The sequence below is a fragment of the Francisella noatunensis subsp. noatunensis genome (assembly GCF_009823375.1).
Taxonomy (GTDB): Bacteria; Pseudomonadota; Gammaproteobacteria; order Francisellales; family Francisellaceae; genus Francisella; species Francisella noatunensis.
In genome coordinates this window covers 1-22,823 of sequence record NZ_WBSX01000008.1, presented here as the reverse complement: position 1 = coordinate 22,823, position 22,823 = coordinate 1, and the positions used below count along the sequence as shown (strand labels likewise).

The window sequence follows — 22,823 nt, the reverse complement described above, 5'->3', positions numbered from 1 at the left end:
TACTCCTTAATTAAAGACTATAGATTCTACGAGCATATCTTTACCTTTGAGAATATCTTTCTCAAAGCTGCCACAATTTGGGCATTGCTCATATAGTCTGGTTAATTCAAATTCATACTCACAAGCTTTACACATCGCTATAGCCTGTTCATGTACTATTTCTAGCTTTGCTTGTTCTAAGACACTATCTTTTGCAGCTAAGGGGAACCAAAACTCAAAAGACTCAATATCCACACCAGTCAAGTTACCAATTTTGACAACTACTTTAGATACTTTTTTAGAGTTATTTTCAGCTGCTTTCTTCGCGATACTTATGACACTTTGACACAATGAAAACTCGTGCATTAGGACAAATCCAAAACTACATGACTATAGCTACATTATACCAAAATATAAGCTGTAAGTATCTGCTGACTTAAGGAGGATTAATTTTTGTTGAATTATAAATTATACTGTTTTGGTATGGTTTAGATGTCTTGAGTTAAGCTTTCGCAGTAGCTCTTCTCTGGATCAAAGAGTTTATAATCATAGTTATAAGAGTGATTATAGCACCAGTTATTAGTATATATGCCGGAGCTAGATTATTATTTGAGAATTTGATAGTACTAATTACAATCATCGGTGTCAGACCACCAAAGACAGCAAATCCTAGATTATATGCAAAATCTATACCTGTATAGCGAACATCTTGCTTAAACAAATCAATCAACATTGCAGGTATATTGCCCCAGCAAAGAGCTACCAAAATAGCACTAAGAACTATAGCGATAAAATAGAAATTTTGATGAGATGTATATGTAGTATAAATGATAAAACTAAAAGCACAGGTAGCCAATATATTAACTAACAAAATCAAATTTCTACTAACTTTATCAGCAAATAGACCAACAGCGACACAAAGAATAGAAATGATAATCACTCCAAGACTATTAATCCATGTGAAGTTATCTAAGTGAAGATTTAGAATAGTACTAAAATATGCTGGTAGTAGCAAAAATAATGTCACAAAACAAAGAGCACCAAATGACACAATAATTGTTGAGTAGGTCAAGTTCCAGCGATGAGTTAGAAGCATCTTTGTAATAGGTAGAGAAAACTCTTCATTCACAAAAGGATTAAACTCTTTGATATCAATAAGCTCACGTCTAAGATAGTATGCAACAAGGCCAAATAGACCACCTAAGATAAAAGGTATACGCCAACCGTATGCTAGCATATCTTGACTTGTGAAGAACTCTAATAGCAAACTCTCAACTATAAATCCTATAGCAACACCAAGTATCAAGAATCCAAAAATCACCGCAGTCATAAAGCCACGCCTTTTAGGAACAGCCTCACCAACATAAGTAATAGCACCAGGTATCTCGCCACCAACAGATATTCCTTGAGCTATTCTGCAAAGTACTAACAATATAGGTGCCCCATAATCCCAATACTACTATAAGTAGGCAATATACCAATCAAAAAAGTTGATAAAGCCATAATCAAAATAGAGATTGTAAAAGTCTTTTTTCTGCCATATTTATCACCAAAATGACCAAAGATAATACCTCCGAAAGGTCTAGCAAGATAGCCAACAGCATAAGCACTGAATGCGATTAATAAAAATTGCTGATTGAATAGGAAAGAAAAGCTTAGAAATGTAACTAGCGAGTAGAGCGTAGATAATAAAATCATAAAACTCAAGCATACCGCCTAAACTTGATAGTAATAGCGCTTTACGTTGATTTTTTTGTAACATATTGTTTTCGGTATTAAGAAATAATTATTTAGTTGCTTAGTGATATAACGTTTCTAATCTGATTTCATTTAGGTTGATAGTAACTTCTTTATAAAAATAGATCTCTCTAAAATGCTCTATGTAGCTAAATCAAAGACTTGAAGAAAAGTAGGTAGAAAAATAGTTAAGATATATTTCTGTTTAAGAGTTAACTTTTAAAAGTTCAACTTGAAAAGAAAGTAGCTGATTTGGTCCAATAGCAGCATTACCACTAGTGCCATAAGCTGTGTCTGGAGCACAGTATACTATAGCTTTTTCGCCAACTTTCATTTGAGGAATAGCATCTTGCCAACACTTAACTACGCCTGATAGTGGGAAAGTAGCAGGTGTGCCTCTATCGTATGAGCTGTCGAACTGGTCACTAATTAGATTACCTTCTTGGATAGTTTTTATAGCAGCTTCTTTATCATCTGCATAAGCTTGAGTAGGAGTCGTTCCTCTGTAGTTAACAGTTACTGAATCACTTTTAGTAGGTTGAGCACCGTCTCCTTGTTTTAGAACTTGGATATATACACCCTTGCTACCATCGACCTCTTTGATACCGTTAATTTTAGCAATAGCTTGTTGGAAGTCATTAGCTAGTTTAAGATTGTTTTTAGCTGCCTTAATCTGAGCTTTTTGCATTTTTTCCATCATTTCCTTTTGGAATGCTTGCATGATTTGCTGAGCCTTAGCTTCAGGTATTTCAGACTTTTGACCAGCAAGAGCACTTTGCAGACCTTTGTCGAAGTTTGCTTGGTCAATAGTTATTTTTCCTTTGCTTAGTTGCTCACCTACGCCTCTACCTATCAGGTAGCTGACTTTGCCCATATCTACGCCATTTGACTCAGCTTTTGCACTATTTGCCGTAGTAGTTGGTGCATCAGCAGCAAATACAGCTGTTGATAAAAGTATCGATGAGATAGCAATTGTTAGTTTTTTCATTTTTGTTCCTTTGATTTGTATTATCAGTTAAGATTTTAAAGCATTGTTAAACAAATTTGAATATGATTGGTATTGTTACCTACTATTTCATTCTAGCCAAGATATTATCTTTTACTATTAACTGGTGGTGTAGAGCAGCAGCTATATGTAGTACTACTAGCACTAATAAAACTGAGGCAAAGATATAATGGTAACTAAAAATTTTGCTACCTAACTCAAAGTTTGGAGTTATGATCTCTGGAAATGGTATCACAAAGAATATCTTCCATGGATAGCCCATTAGCATCGAGCCAACTACTCCCGAAAAAGCCATACCAAAAGCTGAAATATATAAACCAAGATGCACTATTTTAGCTATGATTAATTGTAGTAATGGTAGTGGCGGGTTATATGGCGGCTTGATACTAAACAACCTAGCAACAACCAAAAGAGGTATCACAAAGAAAATTACTAAACCAAAAGATTTATGCAAGGTCATAATCCATCTTGAATCAAATAGATCATAAGCATAACCGAAGCCCAAAATAAGTTGAGCTATTATCAAAAAAGCCAATAAGCTATGTAGAACCCTAACAGGTAGACTATATTTCATAATCATATATAAAGTTAATAGAGTGTTTTTTGATTGTATAGTATTTACAAACTTTTGAGAAATATTTTAATCTGGAGTATGCCAAATCTTTCTAAATTCTTTGATGATTTGATCATGACGTAATAGAAAATCATCAGTATCGTATTTTTCATCATATTTCTAGGTTTTAACAACTCTTTTATCTTCATTGAGAATGATTTTATTGGTGATATTAAATACCAAATCTGCGATAGGTTTAATGATTCTGCCAATCAAAAACTTACGATAATTTACTAAATATAGCTTAGTTTGATGCTCATTAATAGGTACAAAATAAACACAAATTTTAAGTTAATCAGCATTATTGAGTAACCAAAAGTTAGGAAAGATGTACTTTAGCATTAAGCGTTGGTTTTTTAGTGCTTCTATATATTCATCACTTATATTTTGAGGAATTTTGTATCCTCTGCCGATAGATCTCTTATGTACAGTAGCTAAGTGAGTATAATCAAGTTGGTTCTCGATACAGTGGCGGATGTTGTTGTTCCATGTGTCAGTCAAAAGAGAGTACTTACCAGCAAAATCATTATATAGGTTTTGTGCAAATTCAAAAGCGTAGCTATTATCTAGTTCTTCATCAAAAACATTTATCCAAATCATGTCAGCGACAATTTTTGTTGGATAGCTTTTTACTTGTAGTTTTGGGATAGTACCTTGAGTTTCTGGTGTGTATATACAGTTGCCTTGTACGTCAAATCTAAAGCCATGAAAAGGACAAGCTATAGCTCCGTCACATACTTTGCCTAAACTTAATTCTGCACCACGATGAGGACAGCGATTTTCCATAGCTATTATTTTCTCAGCATCTTTCCATAAAACAAGATTTTTACCGAGTCTTTCTAGTTTGATAGGTTTGGATTTGATTTCTTTGATATGAGCTATAGCATACCAAGCTTTGGGAATGTTATTTATCATTGAGCACAAAAATTAGTTTTTGTATGAGTAGAATTATACCTCAAGCTATTAGATAATTAATACTATTGAAATCTTTTAGATACTATAAATATGAGTGCAAACCAAAATAATCAAGAGATAGTCGGAGGGTTAATTCTCTTTGCTGCAGCTTTTGCTGCAATACTTATAAATAACTCACCATTATCTATCTACTACGGAATGCTTGAGACAATCAATGTCAAACTAGGAATTGAAAATCTTGTTATCGACAAAAACTTGATGCATTGGATTAATGATGGTTTGATGGCCATATACTTTTTATATATCGGTTTAGAAATCAAAAGAGAGATAATCTCAGGGGCATTATCAAAGCCTTCTAATATTATAATACCGGCTATAGCAGCTCTTGCAGGACTGGCTGTTCCAAGCTTGATATATTTATCAATCAACTATGATGCTAATATCACAGGTTGGGCAATACCTTCTGCAACAGATATAGCATTTACTTTAGGTATATTAGCTTTACTTGGTTCAAGAATCCCAGCAAAGCTAAAGCTATTGGTTGTTACAATCGCTATTTTTGATGATATAGCTGCAATAGTAATTATTGCGATATTTTATACCAAGTCACTATCGTTACTTTCTTTATCTTTAGGGACTCTTTTTATATTGGCAATGATTATTTGTAATAGAGTGTTTAAAGTTAATAGAAGCTCTGTATATGTAGTTCTCGGTTTCTTTGCTTGGTTTTGTACGATTAAGTCTGGAGTACATGCAACTTTGGCAGGTTTTACAACAGCTCTGTGTATTCCATTTAGAGAGAATGACAAAGATTCTCCAGCTAATTTTATGGAAGAGTCTCTTCATCCTTGGGTTATCTATTTTATATTGCCTGTATTTGCATTTGCTAATGCGGGTATCAATTTCTCAGGGATGAGTATTTCTATAATATTTGAGCCAATTACATTAGGTATTATATTGGGATTATTTGTTGGTAAACAGTTGGGTATTTTCTCCATATTAGCTATTTCAAAGAAGCTGAAACTATTTAAGCTAGGAGAGTTTTTTTCGAGTTCTCAGATATATGGTATAAGTCTTTTATGCGGTATAGGTTTTACCATGAGTTTATTTATCGGTACACTTGCTTTTGATGATAATTATACTCTTAGTGCAATCAAAGTAGGTGTGATAGTAGGTTCTTTACTCTCAGGAATTTGTGGTTATATAGTTCTAAGGTTTATAGCTAGAAATCCTCACTGATCTAACTGTATAAGTATTTTTAATATATAATGAAATTATGATGATTCAGCGCTAGTTGATTAAATGTTTGAAAGAGACTCAAAAAAAAATCAATCTACAAAATTCTGCTTAATGAGTTGGAACTCATACAAAATTGACTATAAGGATACAGAAACATTCAAAGCCTATATCAGACATACATACTTTAATCACAATATTGATATCTTTTGTCTACAAGAGGCGGTACATCAACATGATACTAAATTTCCTATCGACAAATTTGATATAAACTTTGCATCTAATATTGTGTTGCGTTCACATAACTATGGGGTAGCTACAGTTAGTCATTTCCCAGTGATAAAAAATGTCAAAATACTTACAACTCATCGAGAGTCTGTAATAAATACTCACAAAGCCTCTTTGATTACACATTTAAATATAGATGGCACAAAAGTTGTTGTCGTGAATATTCATGCAATCAATTTCAAAAGTAATAAAGTTTATGAGTATGAATTTGAGAAAATAAAAGAATATATCTCTCCAGAGAAGTATAAGCATCCTATTATAATCGCAGGGGATTTTAATACTTGGAATAGAAGACGAGTAAAGTTAATCAAAGATTTCTGTAGAGAATTTAGTTTTAAAGTGGCTTTTATAGATGAGCCTCAATTAGTCAAATCTTTTCAGAGCAATCATTTAGATTTTGTATTATACAGAGGTCTAAATCTTGAAAAAGCATCTGTTTTAGATTGCAAAAAAATATCAGATCATAATCCGATTATTGCAGAGTTTTGTATCAAATAAATATTTGATTAACCACCATAAGACTTAGTTTTATCGTTGATGATGTCATAGCAAAGATCAGTCAACTCAGCGACAGAGTAATCTTTTGGATCAATAGGTTTTCCAAAAGACATTCTAGCGATACCAGGCTTCACAAAGTCACCTTTTTTGCGACCAAAATATACTCCAAAGTTATGAGCAACAGGTATTATTGGAACATTTGATACTTTAGCTAATTTCATTGCAGAACGATGAAACTTAGGATACTCACCTACTGGAACTCTTGTACCTTCTGGGAAGATTATAATACTTAAGTTTTTGTTTTCTATTCTATCTTTGCCATCTTCAAGTACTTTTTTGATTGCAGAAAGACCTTTTGATCTATCTACACCGATAGCTTCAGCAAATATATTTGTTTTACCGAATATTGGTTTTTCTAGTAATTCTTGTTTCATTACAAAACAGCAATCATGCACAAGACCATAAAACACAAAAGTCTCTAACATTGATTGATGCTTAGAAACATAAATGCAAGGATAGTCTGGGATATTTTCTTTGCCCTCAACTTTTACATATATTTGCAATATAACCAAAGTTCCTAGACGATATAAACAAGACCAAATCCAGCAGACAAATAATCTAACTTTTAATGATGCTCCTAATACGCCAACAGTATTCATTAGCAAACAAGAAAATAGTAGAACTATATATCCGTATACCTTGAAGACTTGCATTCTTGCTAGTAATAGTAGATGAAGAATTTTTTTCATCTGATTGACCTCTTATTTAACCTTTAAACTCTTTTGTTTTTTCCGTTATTACCTTATGACAGTAAGTAGTTAGAGTCTTCGAGTCAAAATCTCTAGGATCTATGCGTTTACCAAAATCCATTCTAGCAATACCAGGCTTAATTACTTGTCCCCATTTTTTAGGGAAAAATCTCCCAAAATTATGAGCAACAGGAATAATATAAGTATTTGCATCAGCTGCTAGTTTCATTGCAGAACGTTGAAACTCTGGATATTCGCCAATATTAACTCGCGTACCTTCTGGGAAAATTACAACATTGATTCCATCTGTTAGACTTTGTTTACCATCTGTAACAACTTTTTTTAACGACTCTCTTGGCTTATCTCTATCTATAGCGATACTGCCCAGGTTTTTCATCGCCGTACCAAAGATTGGAGCATCAAAGAGCTCTTTTTTCATAATAAAATGACATTTACCAATTAAACCGTAAAACATAAATGTCTCTAGCATTGATTGGTGTTTAGATACATATATACAAGGATAATCTTTATCGATGTTTATACGACCACTCACACGAATATATACTTGTAAGAAAACAAGCATTCCTATCCAATACAGATAAGTCCAAACTTTACAGACAGCCATTCTCCAAGCAATTGGAAGATTGAAAAAAGCAAATATATTTATAAGGATACTACAACCACCAATAACAGCAAATGAGTAGAGTTGGAAAGTAGTCATCCTAGCCCAGATTAGAATATTCCAAATCTTTTTAAAAAAAGATTTCATTTAAAGACTCTCCATAAATTTTTAGTAGTTTTATTTAACTATCAGTTTGTACAAAAGCTCAAAATTATTAGTGTCATTATACACTTTTTACAAATAGATGCCGACAAAAAAATAAGCTTATGAAGAAAATAAGATAAGATTCTTAGATAAAAATGAAAGATTATTTTTCTAAATATTTTAACTTATCTGGAACAGATGCCCAGTTATCAGCATCTTCACAAGGATCACATTTTTCGACGATATTTGGCCAAATGCTAGCTAACTCTCTGTTAAGATCAAGCATTTGCTCTTGGCTCTCTGTAAGATCATCGCTAGATTTGATAGCATCAACAGGACACTCAGGCTCACAAAGAGCACAGTCGATACATTCGTCTGGGTTTATTACTAACATGTTAGGACCTTCATAGAAACAGTCAACAGGACATACTTCTACACAGTCACCATATTTACATTTGATACAATTTTCAGTAACTACAAATGGCATTTTACTAAATCCTTTCGTTATTTTACTTTTTTAGAAGAAACCCACAAATTATAGCATAGATATGAAAAAGGTAAATATTAATCTATTTTGTTGATTATGTGTGACAAAGCCTAAATTTTTCATACATCTGTAGTACAAAATAAAAGAGCTAAAATTAGAAATATCTATTAACAAGTGGTACTATTAGCATAAGATTTATAATAATGTTTTGGTTAAAAATGAAAGCTGAACTTGACCCAAGAAAATTAATCGCTGCGACAACAATATCTGTAGCGGTTTTGTTTTTTGTAACATATCTTGTATCTATTGCAGATGGTAATAACACTTTATGTAATCCATTTATTTCTGGCTGTTCTGATATTACGCATGCTGGATTTACATCGTATGAGAAGTATATGCTCAAAGCTATACTAATACCGACTGCTACGCTTATGGCAGTGATTTTCTTTTTTATCACACAGCTACTTGTTCAAATAAGTGATAATAAGAAATCAATAATTAAACAAGGTAAGATTATGCTTTTCTTAGCATCTGTTGGTTGTATTGGATTAATAGTTGGGACTTCAGTCATTGATGGTCAGCAGACTCTTATGAAAGTTCACCTAAAGGGTGTTGCTGTGTTCTTTGTGCTAATGAGTATTTGTCAGGTTTGGTATACAATTATCGAATATAAGTATTCAGATCGACTAAACAAAGTACCTCTTATCTTGCGTAGATTTGCCATTTTGATAACGGCAGCTTTTTCGATATGGTCAGTATTTATGGATCAGACAACAGTTAATCATAATATTGTTGAATGGTGGGGTGTTTATGCTCTTATTTTCTGGTTCTGGACATTTTCTATTACTAAAATTAAGTAGTCCATTTACTGCACATTTTTTGTCTTTTTGTTCGTGATTCTCTAAACTTATTACTATCTTGTCGTTAAATTAATTGGCATCTTTTATGTCTATAGCATCATTGTTTAGTAATCCTAGACTTAATCAATATATAAATGATAATTCAGTAAAACTAGATAAAACTGCACAGGAGCTCTTTGATAAAGCAGCAAATGATGAGTTAAGTCATATGCTTAGTTCACCTAATCAGTTACAGCTTATTAGTCTCTTTATCAAAATGATTAATGCAAAAAATGTCTTAGAAATAGGTGTTTTTAGAGGTTTTTCAACATTGATTATGGCTCAAGCATTACCCTCTGAAGGTAAACTAGAAGCCTGTGATATTAGTTATGAATATATCAAGCCATACAAACACTTTTGGCAAGAAGCAAACGTTGAGCATAAAATTAATCTTAATATTGCACCAGCTTTAGAAACTTTAGAAAGGTTTGAAAAGCAAGCTAAGAAGTTTGACTTTGTATATATAGATGCGGATAAGCCAAACTATATTAACTACTATGAAAAAGCTTTAAAATTGGTAAACTCAGGTGGAATTATCGCAATAGATAATGTGCTTTGGTCAGGTAGAGTTGCAGATGAGTATAATAATGAGCAAAACACCTTGGTTATAAGAGAGTTAAATAAATTAATTCATAATGATAATACAGTGGAAGCTTGTATTATCCCTATAGGAGATGGCATCAACCTAGTTAGGAAGCTTTTATTTTTATGCTAGATAAATTTTGCTTACGGCTTTTTTAGAAGCATCCAAAGCTTGTTGTGTTGATTGACCCTTAGCTAAAACTACTCCCATACGGCGTTTACCATGAATTTCTTTTTTGCCAAAAATTCTAATATCTATATTTGAGTCAGATATAGCCGCATCAATCCCTAATATACTTGGATCTGTAGATTCTCCTTCAAGTAATATAGCCGCCGATGCTGAGGGTTGAAGAGTTTGTATTTGCGGTATCGGTAACCCTAATATTGCACGCAGATGTAATTCAAATTCATTAATGTTTTGTGATATGAGTGTTACCATGCCTGTATCGTGAGGACGAGGAGAGACTTCATTAAAAAACACTTCATCCCCCTTTATAAATAACTCAACACCAAAAATTCCATATCCTCCTAGCGCATCTGTGATCTCTCTGGCTATCTTTTGAGATTTCGCTAGAGCTATATTCGACATTGCATGAGGTTGTCAAGAGAATCTATAGTCACCATCTTTCTGGATATGTCCGATAGGATCACAAAATGAAGTACCATCTTTATGTCTAACAGTTAGAAGAGTAACCTCATAATCAAAATCTATAAATTGCTCAACAATTACACCTTTAGCATGACCTCGAGAGCCACTTTGGGCATAATCCCAAGCTTTTTGAACTTCGCTACGTTCTTTGACTATAGATTGTCCTTTACCTGATGAGCTCATTACTGGCTTAATTACAAATGGTAGTCCAATAATCTCAACAGCATCAAGATATTCTTTTTGACTATTAGCAAAAGCAAATTTAGATGTCGCTAGACCAAGCTCATTAGCTGCTATAGATCTTATACCTTGGCGATCCATAGTGAGCTTTGTAGCTTTTGCACATGGAACAATATTGAAGTTATGGGCCTCTAACTTTACTAAGCTATCAGTATTTATAGCCTCAATCTCAGGAACTATATAAGTTGGTTTTTTTGCTAATATTAGTTGTTCAAGAGCATCAGTATTTAGCATATCTATAACATGGCTCTCATGAGCTACTTGCATAGCTGGCGCATTCTCGTAACGATCTACAGCTATAGTGTGTATGCCAAGTCTCTAAGCTGCTATGATAAATTCTTTGCCAAGCTCGCCTGAGCCAAGTAGCATGATTTTAATGTTAGAAAGGTTCATATTGATAAATATATGCTAGCATTCAATTTTTGCATTAGCAGGTAAACTATCTCCAGATAGTTTTACAGAGATTGTTTTTTCTGTAGTAGGTTCTGGCGATGGACTAGGATCTTTGCATCCTTCTGTCCAAGCCTGTTGCCAAGCAGTACCTTTGCCTGGCTCATAAGCCCAAGCAGCTGAAGAAGAGCACCATCCCGGTATATCACATACATAGCAAGATTCCGCATTTTTTACTTCTTGACCCTTAGAATAACTAGTACCAGCTTTATACTCTACAGCAGCATAGCTTGTAGCTCCGCAAGCTGTTAATAAAGCGCTTATTAATAGCTTTTTATAGTTCATATAATTGCTCCGAATCTAAAATTTTATATAAAAATGAATTGCTGTTATAGTATACAACCTATTAGGAAATAGTAAATTATCAGAAAATAACAAGCACCTGTTAATTTTTACCAACTAAGAAAGACAATTTAAAGAAATATACAAAAGGATTTATTTAGAAAAAACTATATTGTGGTCACTATCTACATCAACAACTATTTTATCTTCTGCTTTAAACTCTCCATCTAGTAGTTTAAGTGCTAGAGGATTTTCTAAGTTGCTTTGGATAGCTCGTTTAAGTGGTCTAGCACCAAATACAGGATCAAAACCAGCATCAGCTAATTTATCCATAGCTTTAGCAGTTACTTCTAAACCTATATTTAGATCTCTTAGACGTTTTTCTAAGCGCTTAATCTGTATCATAGCTATTTCAGTTATCATCTCTTTGTTTAGAGGTTCAAACACAATAGCATCATCAATCCTATTTACAAACTCAGGTCTGAAGTGGCTAAGTACCATTTCCATTACAGCATCTTTGACTGTGTCATAGTCTTGACCTTGCATTTCTTGGATTCTATGCGAACCAAGGTTAGAAGTCATAACTATTACAGTATTTTTAAAGTCAACTGTTCTGCCTTGACCATCAGTTAGTCGCCCATCATCTAATACTTGTAGCAAGATGTTAAATACATCTGCGTGAGCTTTTTCAACCTCATCTAATAAGATTACAGAATAAGGTTTTCTTCTAACATGTTCAGTTAGATAACCGCCTTGCTCATAACCCACATATCCTGGAGGAGCACCTATCAATCTAGCTACAGAGTGTTTCTCCATAAACTCAGACATATCTACTCTAAGCATTGCATCCTCATCATCAAATAAGAATTCTGCTAATGCTTTTGTAAGCTCAGTTTTACCTACACCTGTTGGACCTAAGAACATAAATGAACCTATAGGTCTATTTGGATCTGATAATCCGGAGCGAGATCTTCTCACAGCATTCGATACTGCTTTTATAGCTTGATCTTGGCCAATTACTCTCTTATGTAGGAAGCTTTCCATGTTTAGAAGCTTATCTTTTTCTCCTTCCATCATCTTAGAAACTGGTATGCCAGTAGCTTTAGAAACTACATCAGCTATTTCATTTTCTGTAACAGATGTTCTTACAAGTTTATTTTCAGAGGGTTCTGCTTCAGTATTTTCAATTTGTTTAATTTGAGCTTCAAGTTCTGGTATTTTACCGTATTGTAGTTCAGCCATTTTGCTCAAATCACCAGCTCTTTGGTATTTCTCCAGCTCAAACTTAGCTTTCTCCAGCTCTTCTTTTAGCTTACTTGTATCTTGCATTTTAAGCTTCTCAGCTTTCCAAAGTTCCTCAAAGCCTTGATACTCAGATTCTAAGCCTTTGATTTCAGCCTCTAATATTTCTAAACGCTTCTTGGCAGCATCATCTTTTTCTTTTTTTAACTGCTCACGTTGCATTTTTAGCTGAATAATTCTACGGTACAAGCTCTCCATTTTTTCAGGTTTAGAGTCTATTTCCATACGAATTTGGCTAGCTGCTTCATCCACTAAATCAATAGCTTTATCAGGTAGTTGTCTATCTGTGATATATCTATGTGATAATGTAGCAGCACTCACAATAGCAGAGTCTGTAATATTTACACCATGGTGCAACTCATATCTTTCTTTCAGACCTCTAAGTATAGCAATAGTATCTTCAACAGTTGGTTCATCAACTAGCACTTTTTGGAATCTTCTTTCAAGTGCGGAATCTTTTTCAACATACTCACGATACTCATCTAAAGTCGTTGCACCAACACATTTTAGCTCACCTCTAGCCAAAGCAGGCTTAAGCATGTTACCAGCATCCATAGAGCCTTCTGCTTTACCAGCACCAACCATAGTATGTAACTCATCTATAAATAGAATCACATTACCTTCTTGTTTTGATAATTCTTTTAAAACAGATTTTAATCTCTCTTCAAAATCTCCTCTAAATTTAGCACCAGCTAATAATGCACCCATATCTAAAGATAATACTTTTTTGCCTTTGACACCTTCTGGTACTTCATCATTAACTATTCGTTGAGCTAAGCCCTCTACAATAGCAGTTTTACCAACACCTGGCTCACCTATAAACACAGGGTTGTTCTTAGTTCTTCTTTGTAATACTTGTATAGCTCTACGGATCTCACTATCTCTACCTATAATTGGATCAATTTTTCCTTTTCTCGCTAAATCTGTCAGATCCACTGTATATTTATCTAATGCGCCTTTCATATCTTCTTGATTTTGACTACTCACTTTCTCTCCTCCGCGATAATCATTGACTGCTTTTGTCAGTTTTTCTTTTGTAATACCAAACTTGTTATATAGTCCAGTTAAACTTTTGTCTTCTAAAGAGGCTAACAAGAAAACTTCACTTGAAATAAACTCATCGCCATTTTTATTAGCAAGCTCTTGCATCTTATGTAATGTAGCTATCAAATCTCTAGATGGAGCTACTTGAGGATTACCTTCTCCTGATAGTACCGCAACACCATCCACCATATCATTTACAGCTTTTATAAAGTTTTGTATATTAACACCACAAACACTAAGAATTGATGCAACAACACTATCATTTTGCTCCAAAATAGCTTTTACCATGTGTGCTGATGTAAACTCAGTAGCTTTTTGCTGAAAAGCATAAGATTGAGCTTCTGCTAATGCTTCCTGTAGTTTTATTGTAAATTTATTTATATCCATTATTTCCCCCTAAGAAATAGTATCTGTTATATATTTAAGGATACTTTGCTATTTTTCAAGTAATAAATTAAGCTTATTGGAAAAAAAATATAGATAAGTTTTAATATGTTTTATTGGTGTTTTTGTTTTACATTCTTAACGAATAATAAATAGTACTTGTAGCTTGTTATCAAGAGTTCTAAAATACAGTTCTAAATATTTTATTAACTTATAAAATGAATATATGCTAGATTGTATTCTCAATGCTTATATTATCGCTAATATTTACCCTAAAGGCTAGAGTAGAAAGGTAGCGGATATGAATATTATTTTAAATTGTAAATTTTAGTAAACTTATCATCTAGATACTCTACATAAAACTTAGCGTTTAATATTCTCCACACATATTATAGATAATCTCATCAGCAGGCTTTAGACTACCAAGCTGGTGTATATGCTTAGTTAAAAAGCCTAATACAAGCTCTAGCTTGTTATCTCTAATAGCGACATTAACATCAAAATCTTTATTCATATAATAAAAAATCTGTGAAGCATAGGCACTACCAAGAGCATAAGTTGGAAAGTAGCCGAACAAACCAGCTGACCAATGTACATCTTGCAATATTCCATCAGAGAAATTAAACGGAGTAATACCTAAATATTTTTGATATTTATTATTCCATAGTTTTGGCAACTCTCTAATATCAATATCTTTTTCAAAGATTTCTTTCTCTATTTCAAAGCGTACTAATATGTGTAGAGAATATGTCAATTCATCCGCTTCTACACGGATTAGGCTAGGGCTAACTTTATTTATTGCTTTATAAAACTCTTCTATACTAGTATCAGCTAGATTTTCTGCAAATAAGTCTTGTAGTTCACTATAGTTTCTATCCCAAAAGGCTTTATTTTTGCCAACTAGATTTTCATAAAATCGTGATTGTGATTCGTGTATGCCTAAGCTAACACTAGTGCCTAGTATAGTATCATAGATATTATCACCAATATTTTGCTCATACATGGCATGACCAGTTTCATGGATAGTACCAAATAATGAAGAAGTAAAAAGATCTTCGATATAGCGTGTTGTCATTCTGACATCATATTTATTGAAGTTTAGAGTAAATGGATGAGCACTTTCTTTTAGAATACCACTATCAAAGTTAAATCCTAGTTGCTTAGCTATTTTGTGAGAATACTCTTTTTGCTTATCGATATCATACGGTTTATCAATATAGCTAGTATTAACTTGCTTAGCATCTTTTATCTTTTCTAGAAGAGGTACTATTCTTTCTTTTAGACTGTCAAAGAAAGGTTCTAATTTTGCAACAGTCATACCTTTTTCATAATCATCAAGAAGCACATCATAGGGGTGCTCATTATAGCCAATTCTTTCGACATACTTTTTTTTGATACTTTATAATCTCTTCTAAATATGGAGCAAATACTTCAAAGTCATTATCTTTACGAGCTTTTGTCGAAATATTTTGAGCTTGTGATAGTAGTTTGTTGTATGCGACATACTCATCTTTTGGTATTTTGCTTAGTCTATCTTTTTGCTTTGTTGTTAGATACACAATCCTTTTGTTAGTCTCATCAAGTGCTGACAAGTTGTTATTTAAGTACTTTAAGCTTTTAGTTATTTCTTCACTATTAGTTATTTCATAGATTTTTTCACTGAAAAAACCAATAACTTCAGATGTGGTGTTGATTGAGTTTTTGGGAGCTTCTGCTTCTAAGTCCCAGTGCATTAGAGAAATTAAGTGATTATATTTCTTCTTTTGAGATAGGTTGTCCTTGAGTATCTGGAGCTGACTTTTGATTTCGCTCATTTTTTTCCTTTGCCTGCTGTTTTCTTTCATTAGAAATAGTACGTCTTAATAGAGTATCATATATTGGTTTTTGATGATGAATATATGTCAGCATCGACGCACTAAAGCAAGTTATCATCAGAGGAAGTAAAAGATGGAAGTTCCAAGTCATTTCCATTACTAGTACAATACCAGTCAGAGGGGCACCTACTGTCGCAGTAAATAAGGCACTCATCCCAGCTACAGCAAAGATACCAGCATCAATATTATACTCAGGGAAAAGCTGAGCTATAGATAGACCATAGGCTAGACCAAAAACAGTCCCAAGAGCAATCATCGGTGCAAATATACCACCTGTAACACCCGTCCCATATGAGAAAATTACACCGGCAAAACGTAGAGCAAATAAAACTAAAAGCATTTTGATAGATAGGTTGTAGTCTAAAGCATTTGCTATAACTATGTATCCACCGCCCACAGCATTTGGAGAAAGTACAACACCGACACCAAATACTATACAAACAGTTATAACTAGAGTCCAGTATCTTCTCTTAGATCCATCTGAAAAGAAGTTTGCGACTTTGATAATTGATTTGTTAAATAGTAGTCCAAAGTAACCAAAGATAATACCCAACACCATAAATAACCAAAGAGTATTTTGTGGAACTGCACTAAATGTCTCGACACGTATTGCAGGGGGATTGCCCATAATAGCTCTAGAAACAATAGTACTCATTATACAAGCTACAAGAACACATTTTATTGCTGAAACACTAAACCTAAATTTCCTATTCATTTCTTCGATTACAAAGACAATCCCAGAAAGAGGTGTGTTAAATGCAGCAGCTAAACCAGCACCAGCACCAGCAGATATTACTGCGTTTGCATACTTTTTGGTAAGTTTAAATCTATCTACAAAGAATTGCGCTAATGCAGCTGCCATATGTATTGAAGGACCCTCTTTACCTAAACTTAAACCAGAGCCTAAAGAGAAAAGACCACTCACAAATTTTACAGGGACTACTCTTTTACGTAATTTCCGACATCCTTTCAGAGCACCTTCTACTTCTTGGATACCACTACCACCAGCTTCTTTGGCAAACTTTCTAACTATAAGTATTGATATCACTACCATAGTTATAGTTAACGAAACAGACATTATGATTTTGATAAATAGATTACCGCCACTTAAAGAAAACAACATCTTTTTAAGTTCACTAATAGAGTCTAGAATTAATTGGAAAAATGTTGCAAATAGGCCTACTAATGTTCCTATGACAGCGCCAGATAATACTAACACCCATATATGCCTATTATTTTTGTAGTATGTGTCTAGTACTTTATTACTCATGATAATACAGTAATACTGGGTCAGTTCAGGATTAACACAAATTATACATATTTGAAAGTTTTTAAAAAGAAAAAGTTGACCAAAAATCGATAAATACTTATCTAGGTTATATTTTTGGTTACAGCATTTGCTATATTTATAGAATCTTTCTCGTCACCGAGAGTCCCAACCCGTATTTTTATTTCTGTAGAGTGGCTACTTAGACTAGTCAGATTAATAGTTACATCATTGCCATTCTGAGATGCTTTGACTTCAGCTGTTTTATCTTTATATGATTGGCTAAGTAGAGAAAACTGTTTATCCATTTGCATAGTTTTGATAGTTGCATTGTATACAGAGCGGATATCTTTGGGCACCTCAATTATATAATCACCATTTACATAATATACAGCACCACCAGCAACAACTGCTGCTCCTATTAAAATTGCAGTGGCAACACAACTATTCAGAGATATCAGCATGATAACTGATAAAATGATAAAGTGAGCTTTTTTGAACATTACTAAGAAGCTTTGTATACGTTAGCCTGAATTTGATCCATAAGTTTTGATGACATCGCTTGATCACCAAAAGTTCCAAACTTGATAGTTACTTTAGATATTTTATCAGTAAGACTATCTATCTTGATACTAAAGCTTGTACTATCTATCTTAGTAGCACCCTCGATATCGGCAGATTTTTTAGTTTTATCAATATCTTTTGACACCAGAACGAAGTCGTTGTTATCATTAACTGCCTTAAGAGCTGCCTTATATACAGCAATGTAGTTACCTTCTATATTCATAGAATAGTTACCTTCTACATAGGCAACAGTACTAGCACCTACTGCACCAGCTACAACTAACCAGCAACTACTTAGCGATAATGCTGATGCTGCAAGTAAAGTGGCAGTTAATATTTTTTTTAGTTTCATGATTTGATCCTCATATTAAATATGTTATAACAAGCATAAGTGATAATATATCTGCTTTTAGACATAGTCAATTATTTCTTTATCTTACTAATAGCTTAACACTAGTTATGTGTATTATTTAGATCACCAGTTTTTTATTCAAAAATACAAGTTATTATAATCTTTAAAAATTTATCTTTAATAGAACCATGATTCATCTTCTTGATTTTTGTACAATGATTATTAATCTTTTGTGTACCTTTTTATTAGCAGGGCTATATATTATTGGTTGGCCTGTAGGTATAGTTGGCTTGATTATGAGTGCGGGATTGTTTTCTATAAGTGGCTTATATGCTGATGCTATATTGCAGATGATTCTTTTGTTTAGCTTTGGATACGGTTGGTATAGTTGGCAACCCAACTTTAGTCACAAAAAGATAGTTGTTCATAGACTTAAAATCATTGGTTGGTTAAAAGTTCTAGTAAGTATTGGTGTGTTTGGTTTAGTGGTTTCTCAGCTACTCATAAATTATACAGACTCAGCAACGCCATATATGGATGGTTTTACAAGTGTGGCATCACTTGTTTGTGTTTTTTTAGCAAGCAGGAAAATAATAGATAACTGGATGATATGGATGGTTGTTGATTCCACTTATGTACTGTTATGTATAAAGATTTACCATTTGCAGCTATTACTACATTTATATATCTAATTGTGGCAATATACGGCTATATTCATTGGAAAAAATTAATGTATATATAAATGATATTAGATGCACATGTCCATACAGATAAATATTCATCAGAGGATTTAAACAAGGTAGCTAAAGAGTGTCGAACCTATGATATAAGGCTCTTATCTGTTGCGATGTGTGTTCCTTCGTATATTTCGATAAAAGCCCTAAGCGATAACTATGATTTTATTATTCCATCATTTGGTATTCATCCATGGAAGGCGAATATATATGTGCATGATCTAAAGTCTTTAGATAAATACTTGTTTGAGAGTAAGTACATAGGAGAGATTGGTTTAGATAAGAGGTTTTTGGATTATGCGGCTCCATTTGATGATCAGCAGCAAGTATTTGAGTATATAGTCTCGCACTCAGCTGTAGATAATAAATTACTAAACTTACATACAAGTGGAGCAGAGCTAGAGGTTTTGCAAACTTTAGAGAGATATAAGCGACATAGGTTTATTGTCCACTGGTATGCAGGAGATCTTGATGTGTTGGATAAATATTTGGCATTAGGTGGCCATTTCTCAATAGGTGTTGAGATTCTATTTAGCGAACATATTAGAGAGATAACTAGACGAATACCTTTGGATAGGATCTTGATAGAGATAGATAATCCTTCATCATACTCTTGGCTATTGGGTAAGGAGCAAAATGATGGTATGCTAACTTTACTATTTAAGGTGATTAATAAAGTTTGTGAGGTTAAGCAAATTTCAGTAAGTGATTTTTTAAAAACTTTACAAGCCAATCAGGAAAATATTTTACTTTAGCTAAATCTTGATTTGCTTAGTTATTTTTTTTGGTAGATACTTTAGCTAATAAGGTTTAAGAGTTATAGGTGTATCATGCCATTGTATCCAGAAATAGAGCCATATAATCAAGAGTTTTTAAAAGTTTCAGATATCCATACAATATACTTTGAAGAGTGTGGCAATCCTAACGGTAAACCTGCACTATTTATTCATGGTGGTCCGGGAGGAGGTATTCAACCAAGTTATAGGCAATACTTTAACCCAGATAAGTATAGGGTAATATTGGTTGACCAGCGCGGATGCGGTAAAAGTACGCCTTTTGCAGAGCTAAGAGAGAATACAACTCAAAATTTAATTGAGGATTTTGAAAAAATTCGTAAAAAATTGAATATTGATAAGTGGATGCTTTTTGGCGGATCCTGGGGTAGTACTCTAGGGTTGGCTTATGCTCAAGCTTACCCAGAGGTTGTAACAGAGCTTGTTCTAAGAGGTATATTTCTTGGGCGAGAAAAAGAGTTGTCGTGGTTGTATCAGCATGGTGCTAGTATGGTATTTCCTGATATGTGGGAGAAATATATAGAGCCGATTCCTGTAGAGCAAAGAAAAGATTTTATATCAGCATATCATTCAATACTTACAGGTGATGATGAGAAGCTAAAGCAACAAGCTGCTGTAGCGTGGAGCGTTTGGGAGGCATCAACAAGTAAGTTATTTGTGGATAAGAAATCTATAGATAGATATGGAGAGGATAAGTTTAGCTTGGCATTTGCAAGAATTGAATGTCACTATTTTAAAAATAAATTATTTATCGAAGAGGCTCAATTATTGAATGAGGCATATAAGATTAAAGATATTCCTGGTGTGATAGTGCAAGGTCGCTATGATATGGTCTGCCCAGCAGTAAGTGCTTGGGATTTGCATAAAGTTTGGCCGAAGGCAGAGCTAGATATTATAGCAGATGCTGGTCACTCTATCAGCGAACCGGGAATTTTAGAGGCTTTAGTCAGAGCAACAGATAAATTTACAGATTGATATTAGCAGTATAGTTTCTCATTTCTAACTTATTTAATTAGGTAATAAGCACAGCAGTATCCTATCATACATTATAAAAATTAATTTTTTGCTATAAAAAACTTTTATTCAATATTATTGGGATGTTAGACTCATTCTAACACTTAATCCAAAAGTGTAATTAAAGAGGTGCATAAGTTATATCTCTAGTGCTAGGTGCATAAACCCCTATGATCACTAGAAAAGATAGAACTTATGCCGAAAGATTATCCAAGTTTATGATTGGTAGTCTTGGTTCTGATATTGAAATGTAGCAGAACTGTCATGTCGTTTAGAAAAATGTATCGACGTGGAGTGCTTTAGTTTGTGTATGTATTTCTCAAATTTATGTTCTCTCGTCTGATATTTAGCTATTAGATAGGAGAGCTAATATGTCAGAAATAATTGTTGCCAAATTTGGTGGCACAAGTGTAGCAAATCAAGAAAATATTAGACAATGCGCTAATATAGTTAATTCAGATAATAGAATAAAATTAGTAGTTGTTAGTGCTCAATCAGGCATTACAAATCTACTAATTCAATTAGCAAATAATAAAGATAATTCAAAAATAGAAGAAATTATAGAACAGGTAAAATCTATAGTTAATCCAATATTGGAGTCTATTGATTCAGAAGATGTAACTACTTCTGTAAGTAATATGATTGCTGAGCTTAGAATGTTTGCAAATATGGCAACTTATTTTAGTGGTAAGTAGCTATCAGATTCTATCTTAGCTTTTGGAGAGATTATTTCTTCTATTCTGGTTGCTAATATTTTTAATCAGAGCGGTATAAATGCATATCATTTAGATTTAAGAACGATCCTTAAAACTAGTAGTAATTTCGGTTGCGCTAGCCCAAATTTATCGGCTTTAGAAACTAATGCTATGGAGCATATTATACCAAAATAAGGGAGGGGTATGTTTGTATTCTGGGAGGGTTTATTGGTTCAGATGCTCATGGAAACACTACAACTTTAGGTAGAGGGTGTGGTGATTATTCTGCAGCTTTATACACTCAAGCTATAAAAGCGAATCAATTGAAAATTTATACGGATGTAACAGGTATTTATCAGGCTGATCCAAGAGTTGTTCCTAGTGCTAATTCTTTAAAGATACTGGGATTTTGTGAGGCAGCAGAATTGGCTACTTTTGGAGCTAAGGTTGTACATCCTAAAACATTTTGGCCAGCAATGACTAGCAAATTTGATGTTTATATTGGTTCAACTTTTCAACCAGAACTTGGTGGTACTATAATTACACAAAAAGCGGATTCTAATAGAAACATCATAGCTGTAGCTGAAAGAAAAGATCAAACTTTGCTAACTATAAAAAGCTTTAATATGTTTGGTTCCCAAGGTTTTTTGGTGAAAGTCTTTAGTATTTTAGTTAACCATAATATTGCAGTTGATTTGGTTTCCACTAGTGAGGTAAGTGTCGCAATCACTTTAGATAAACTTGGTAGTCACTCGATGGGTGATGACTTAGTAACTCTAGAGCTTTTAAAATATTTAGAGTCTATAGGTAATGTGAATATTAAAGTTGAAAATGATTTATCTTTAGTTAGTGTTGTCGGTAGTAATTTACACCAAATAAATGGTGTTAGTGGAGAGCTTTTTAGTAGCCTTAAAGACTGCAATATTAGGCTTTTTACTCATGGCGCTAGTGAAAATAGTATATGTATGCTTGTAGCTAGTAAAGATGCTCAAAAAGTAGTTAATAATGTTTACAGTAGTTTTTTCAGCTAGAGGAGACAGCGATGAGAGTAGCTATAGTTGGTAATGGTAAGACAGGAGCTGCAGTAGAGAGACTGTTGCCACAACATGAAATATCAGGGGTATATGACTCAAAAAATGTATTAACAACAGATGCACTACAAAATGCAGATGTGGCAATAGTTTTTGTTAATGCAAAAGTATTGCAAGAGTTTTTACCGATATTACTAGAGGCAAATATACCTGTGGTTTGTGGTACAACAGGATATGACTGGGATCAGAATTTTATTAATTAGCTAGATTGTATTCTGAAAGTTTTAAATAGTTGAAAGAGAGTTCCAAATATAGTTTATTAGGTTTTGACGAAACTAAAATAAACGATAAGGAACTAAAAAATGCCAAAGCACTTAACTCTTTCAAATAGA

19 protein-coding genes, 6 pseudogenes and 1 riboswitch are annotated in these 22,823 nt (G+C 33.4%); of the genes and pseudogenes, 10 read left to right on the top strand and 15 right to left on the bottom strand.

Annotated elements, in window-relative coordinates; translation table 11 throughout:
- Nucleotides 1-6: 6 nt before the first annotated feature.
- From hypA to F8C69_RS01525, 5 genes and pseudogenes are all read right to left on the bottom strand, one after another.
- A complete protein-coding gene (hypA, locus tag F8C69_RS01545) occupies nucleotides 7-345 on the bottom strand; it encodes a hydrogenase maturation nickel metallochaperone HypA (protein WP_159183924.1) in 339 nt (112 codons plus the stop codon).
- Between the two features lie 136 nt (nucleotides 346-481).
- A pseudogene (locus tag F8C69_RS01540) lies at nucleotides 482-1,741 on the bottom strand (MFS transporter).
- A gap of 180 nt (nucleotides 1,742-1,921) precedes the next feature.
- Nucleotides 1,922-2,704 (bottom strand): FKBP-type peptidyl-prolyl cis-trans isomerase, encoded by a 783-nt coding sequence (locus tag F8C69_RS01535; RefSeq protein WP_159183923.1) that lies wholly within the window; start codon nucleotides 2,702-2,704, stop codon nucleotides 1,922-1,924.
- 82 nt (nucleotides 2,705-2,786) lie between these two features.
- Nucleotides 2,787-3,302, bottom strand: a complete 516-nt coding sequence (locus F8C69_RS01530) for a cytochrome b (RefSeq protein ID WP_159183922.1) — start codon at nucleotides 3,300-3,302, stop codon at nucleotides 2,787-2,789.
- A 60-nt stretch (nucleotides 3,303-3,362) separates the two neighbouring features.
- Nucleotides 3,363-4,247: pseudogene (locus F8C69_RS01525) on the bottom strand (Rieske 2Fe-2S domain-containing protein).
- A gap of 93 nt (nucleotides 4,248-4,340) precedes the next feature.
- Here F8C69_RS01525 and nhaA point away from each other — a divergent pair.
- Together nhaA and F8C69_RS01515 are read left to right on the top strand one after the other, a co-directional pair.
- Nucleotides 4,341-5,489, top strand: a complete 1,149-nt coding sequence (nhaA, locus tag F8C69_RS01520; RefSeq protein ID WP_159183921.1) for a Na+/H+ antiporter NhaA — start codon at nucleotides 4,341-4,343, stop codon at nucleotides 5,487-5,489.
- A 63-nt stretch (nucleotides 5,490-5,552) separates the two neighbouring features.
- Nucleotides 5,553-6,272 (top strand): endonuclease/exonuclease/phosphatase family protein, encoded by a 720-nt coding sequence (locus tag F8C69_RS01515; protein ID WP_004286878.1) that lies wholly within the window; start codon nucleotides 5,553-5,555, stop codon nucleotides 6,270-6,272.
- An 8-nt stretch (nucleotides 6,273-6,280) separates the two neighbouring features.
- Here the strand turns inward: F8C69_RS01515 and F8C69_RS01510 are convergent, their stop codons facing one another.
- The 3 genes from F8C69_RS01510 to fdxA form a co-directional block, all read right to left on the bottom strand.
- Nucleotides 6,281-7,021 (bottom strand): lysophospholipid acyltransferase family protein, encoded by a 741-nt coding sequence (locus F8C69_RS01510; protein WP_004286879.1) that lies wholly within the window; start codon nucleotides 7,019-7,021, stop codon nucleotides 6,281-6,283.
- Between the two features lie 16 nt (nucleotides 7,022-7,037).
- A complete protein-coding gene (locus F8C69_RS01505) occupies nucleotides 7,038-7,790 on the bottom strand; it encodes a lysophospholipid acyltransferase family protein (protein ID WP_159183920.1) in 753 nt (250 codons plus the stop codon).
- A 160-nt stretch (nucleotides 7,791-7,950) separates the two neighbouring features.
- Nucleotides 7,951-8,274, bottom strand: a complete 324-nt coding sequence (fdxA, locus tag F8C69_RS01500) for a ferredoxin FdxA (RefSeq protein WP_004286881.1) — start codon at nucleotides 8,272-8,274, stop codon at nucleotides 7,951-7,953.
- A 218-nt stretch (nucleotides 8,275-8,492) separates the two neighbouring features.
- Here fdxA and F8C69_RS01495 point away from each other — a divergent pair, with 218 nt between their 5' ends.
- Nucleotides 8,493-9,134 (top strand): Frag1/DRAM/Sfk1 family protein, encoded by a 642-nt coding sequence (locus F8C69_RS01495; RefSeq protein WP_159183930.1) that lies wholly within the window; start codon nucleotides 8,493-8,495, stop codon nucleotides 9,132-9,134.
- Between the two features lie 85 nt (nucleotides 9,135-9,219).
- Nucleotides 9,220-9,888, top strand: a complete 669-nt coding sequence (locus F8C69_RS01490; RefSeq protein WP_159183919.1) for an O-methyltransferase — start codon at nucleotides 9,220-9,222, stop codon at nucleotides 9,886-9,888.
- On the opposite strand, the pseudogene purT reads toward F8C69_RS01490, so the two are convergent.
- The 7 genes and pseudogenes from purT to F8C69_RS01455 all read right to left on the bottom strand — a co-directional run bounded on the left by purT (nucleotide 9,880) and on the right by F8C69_RS01455 (nucleotide 18,163).
- Nucleotides 9,880-10,953: pseudogene (gene purT, locus F8C69_RS01485) on the bottom strand (formate-dependent phosphoribosylglycinamide formyltransferase). The gene F8C69_RS01490 and the pseudogene purT overlap by 9 nt on opposite strands.
- 105 nt (nucleotides 10,954-11,058) lie before the next feature.
- Nucleotides 11,059-11,379, bottom strand: a pseudogene (locus F8C69_RS01480) (glycosyl hydrolase family 18 protein); the annotation flags it as partial.
- Nucleotides 11,380-11,529: 150 nt separating this feature from the next.
- A complete protein-coding gene (clpB, locus tag F8C69_RS01475; protein ID WP_159183918.1) occupies nucleotides 11,530-14,109 on the bottom strand; it encodes an ATP-dependent chaperone ClpB in 2,580 nt (859 codons plus the stop codon).
- 305 nt (nucleotides 14,110-14,414) lie between these two features.
- Nucleotides 14,415-15,920: pseudogene (locus F8C69_RS01470) on the bottom strand (carboxypeptidase M32).
- Nucleotides 15,856-17,250: a H(+)/Cl(-) exchange transporter ClcA gene (gene clcA / locus F8C69_RS01465; protein WP_159183917.1), complete on the bottom strand. Its 1,395-nt coding sequence runs from the start codon at nucleotides 17,248-17,250 to the stop codon at nucleotides 15,856-15,858. Before clcA ends, F8C69_RS01470 begins: the two are co-directional and overlap by 65 nt.
- A 101-nt stretch (nucleotides 17,251-17,351) precedes the next feature.
- Nucleotides 17,352-17,750: a DUF3568 family protein gene (locus F8C69_RS01460; protein WP_159183916.1), complete on the bottom strand. Its 399-nt coding sequence runs from the start codon at nucleotides 17,748-17,750 to the stop codon at nucleotides 17,352-17,354.
- Between the two features lie 2 nt (nucleotides 17,751-17,752).
- Entirely contained in the window at nucleotides 17,753-18,163 is a 411-nt protein-coding gene (locus F8C69_RS01455) for a DUF3568 family protein (RefSeq protein ID WP_201751463.1), read from the bottom strand.
- A 188-nt stretch (nucleotides 18,164-18,351) separates the two neighbouring features.
- Between F8C69_RS01455 and pnuC the strand changes: the two are divergent.
- The 6 genes and pseudogenes from pnuC to F8C69_RS01430 all read left to right on the top strand — a co-directional run bounded on the left by pnuC (nucleotide 18,352) and on the right by F8C69_RS01430 (nucleotide 22,694).
- Nucleotides 18,352-18,905 (top strand): annotated as a pseudogene (gene pnuC / locus F8C69_RS01450) (nicotinamide riboside transporter PnuC).
- The gene (locus F8C69_RS01445; RefSeq protein ID WP_159183915.1) at nucleotides 18,906-19,652 is read left to right on the top strand and encodes a TatD family hydrolase; all 747 of its coding nucleotides are present in this window, start codon (nucleotides 18,906-18,908) and stop codon (nucleotides 19,650-19,652) included.
- Between the two features lie 75 nt (nucleotides 19,653-19,727).
- Complete coding sequence (pip, locus tag F8C69_RS01440; protein ID WP_159183914.1) at nucleotides 19,728-20,666, top strand: prolyl aminopeptidase; 939 nt, start codon at nucleotides 19,728-19,730, stop codon at nucleotides 20,664-20,666.
- Between the two features lie 155 nt (nucleotides 20,667-20,821).
- A riboswitch (Lysine riboswitch) is annotated at nucleotides 20,822-21,013 on the top strand.
- Nucleotides 21,014-21,076: 63 nt separating this feature from the next.
- Nucleotides 21,077-21,400, top strand: coding sequence for an amino acid kinase family protein (locus F8C69_RS10380; protein ID WP_234384250.1), 324 nt, complete (start codon nucleotides 21,077-21,079; stop codon nucleotides 21,398-21,400).
- A gap of 191 nt (nucleotides 21,401-21,591) precedes the next feature.
- Nucleotides 21,592-22,431 carry an aspartate kinase gene (locus tag F8C69_RS10375; RefSeq protein WP_307838528.1) on the top strand — a complete coding sequence of 280 codons (840 nt, stop codon included), beginning with the start codon at nucleotides 21,592-21,594 and terminating at the stop codon, nucleotides 22,429-22,431.
- 11 nt (nucleotides 22,432-22,442) lie between these two features.
- Nucleotides 22,443-22,694 (top strand): Rossmann-fold NAD(P)-binding domain-containing protein, encoded by a 252-nt coding sequence (locus tag F8C69_RS01430; RefSeq protein ID WP_234384251.1) that lies wholly within the window; start codon nucleotides 22,443-22,445, stop codon nucleotides 22,692-22,694.
- The last annotated feature ends 129 nt before the right edge of the window (nucleotides 22,695-22,823 follow it).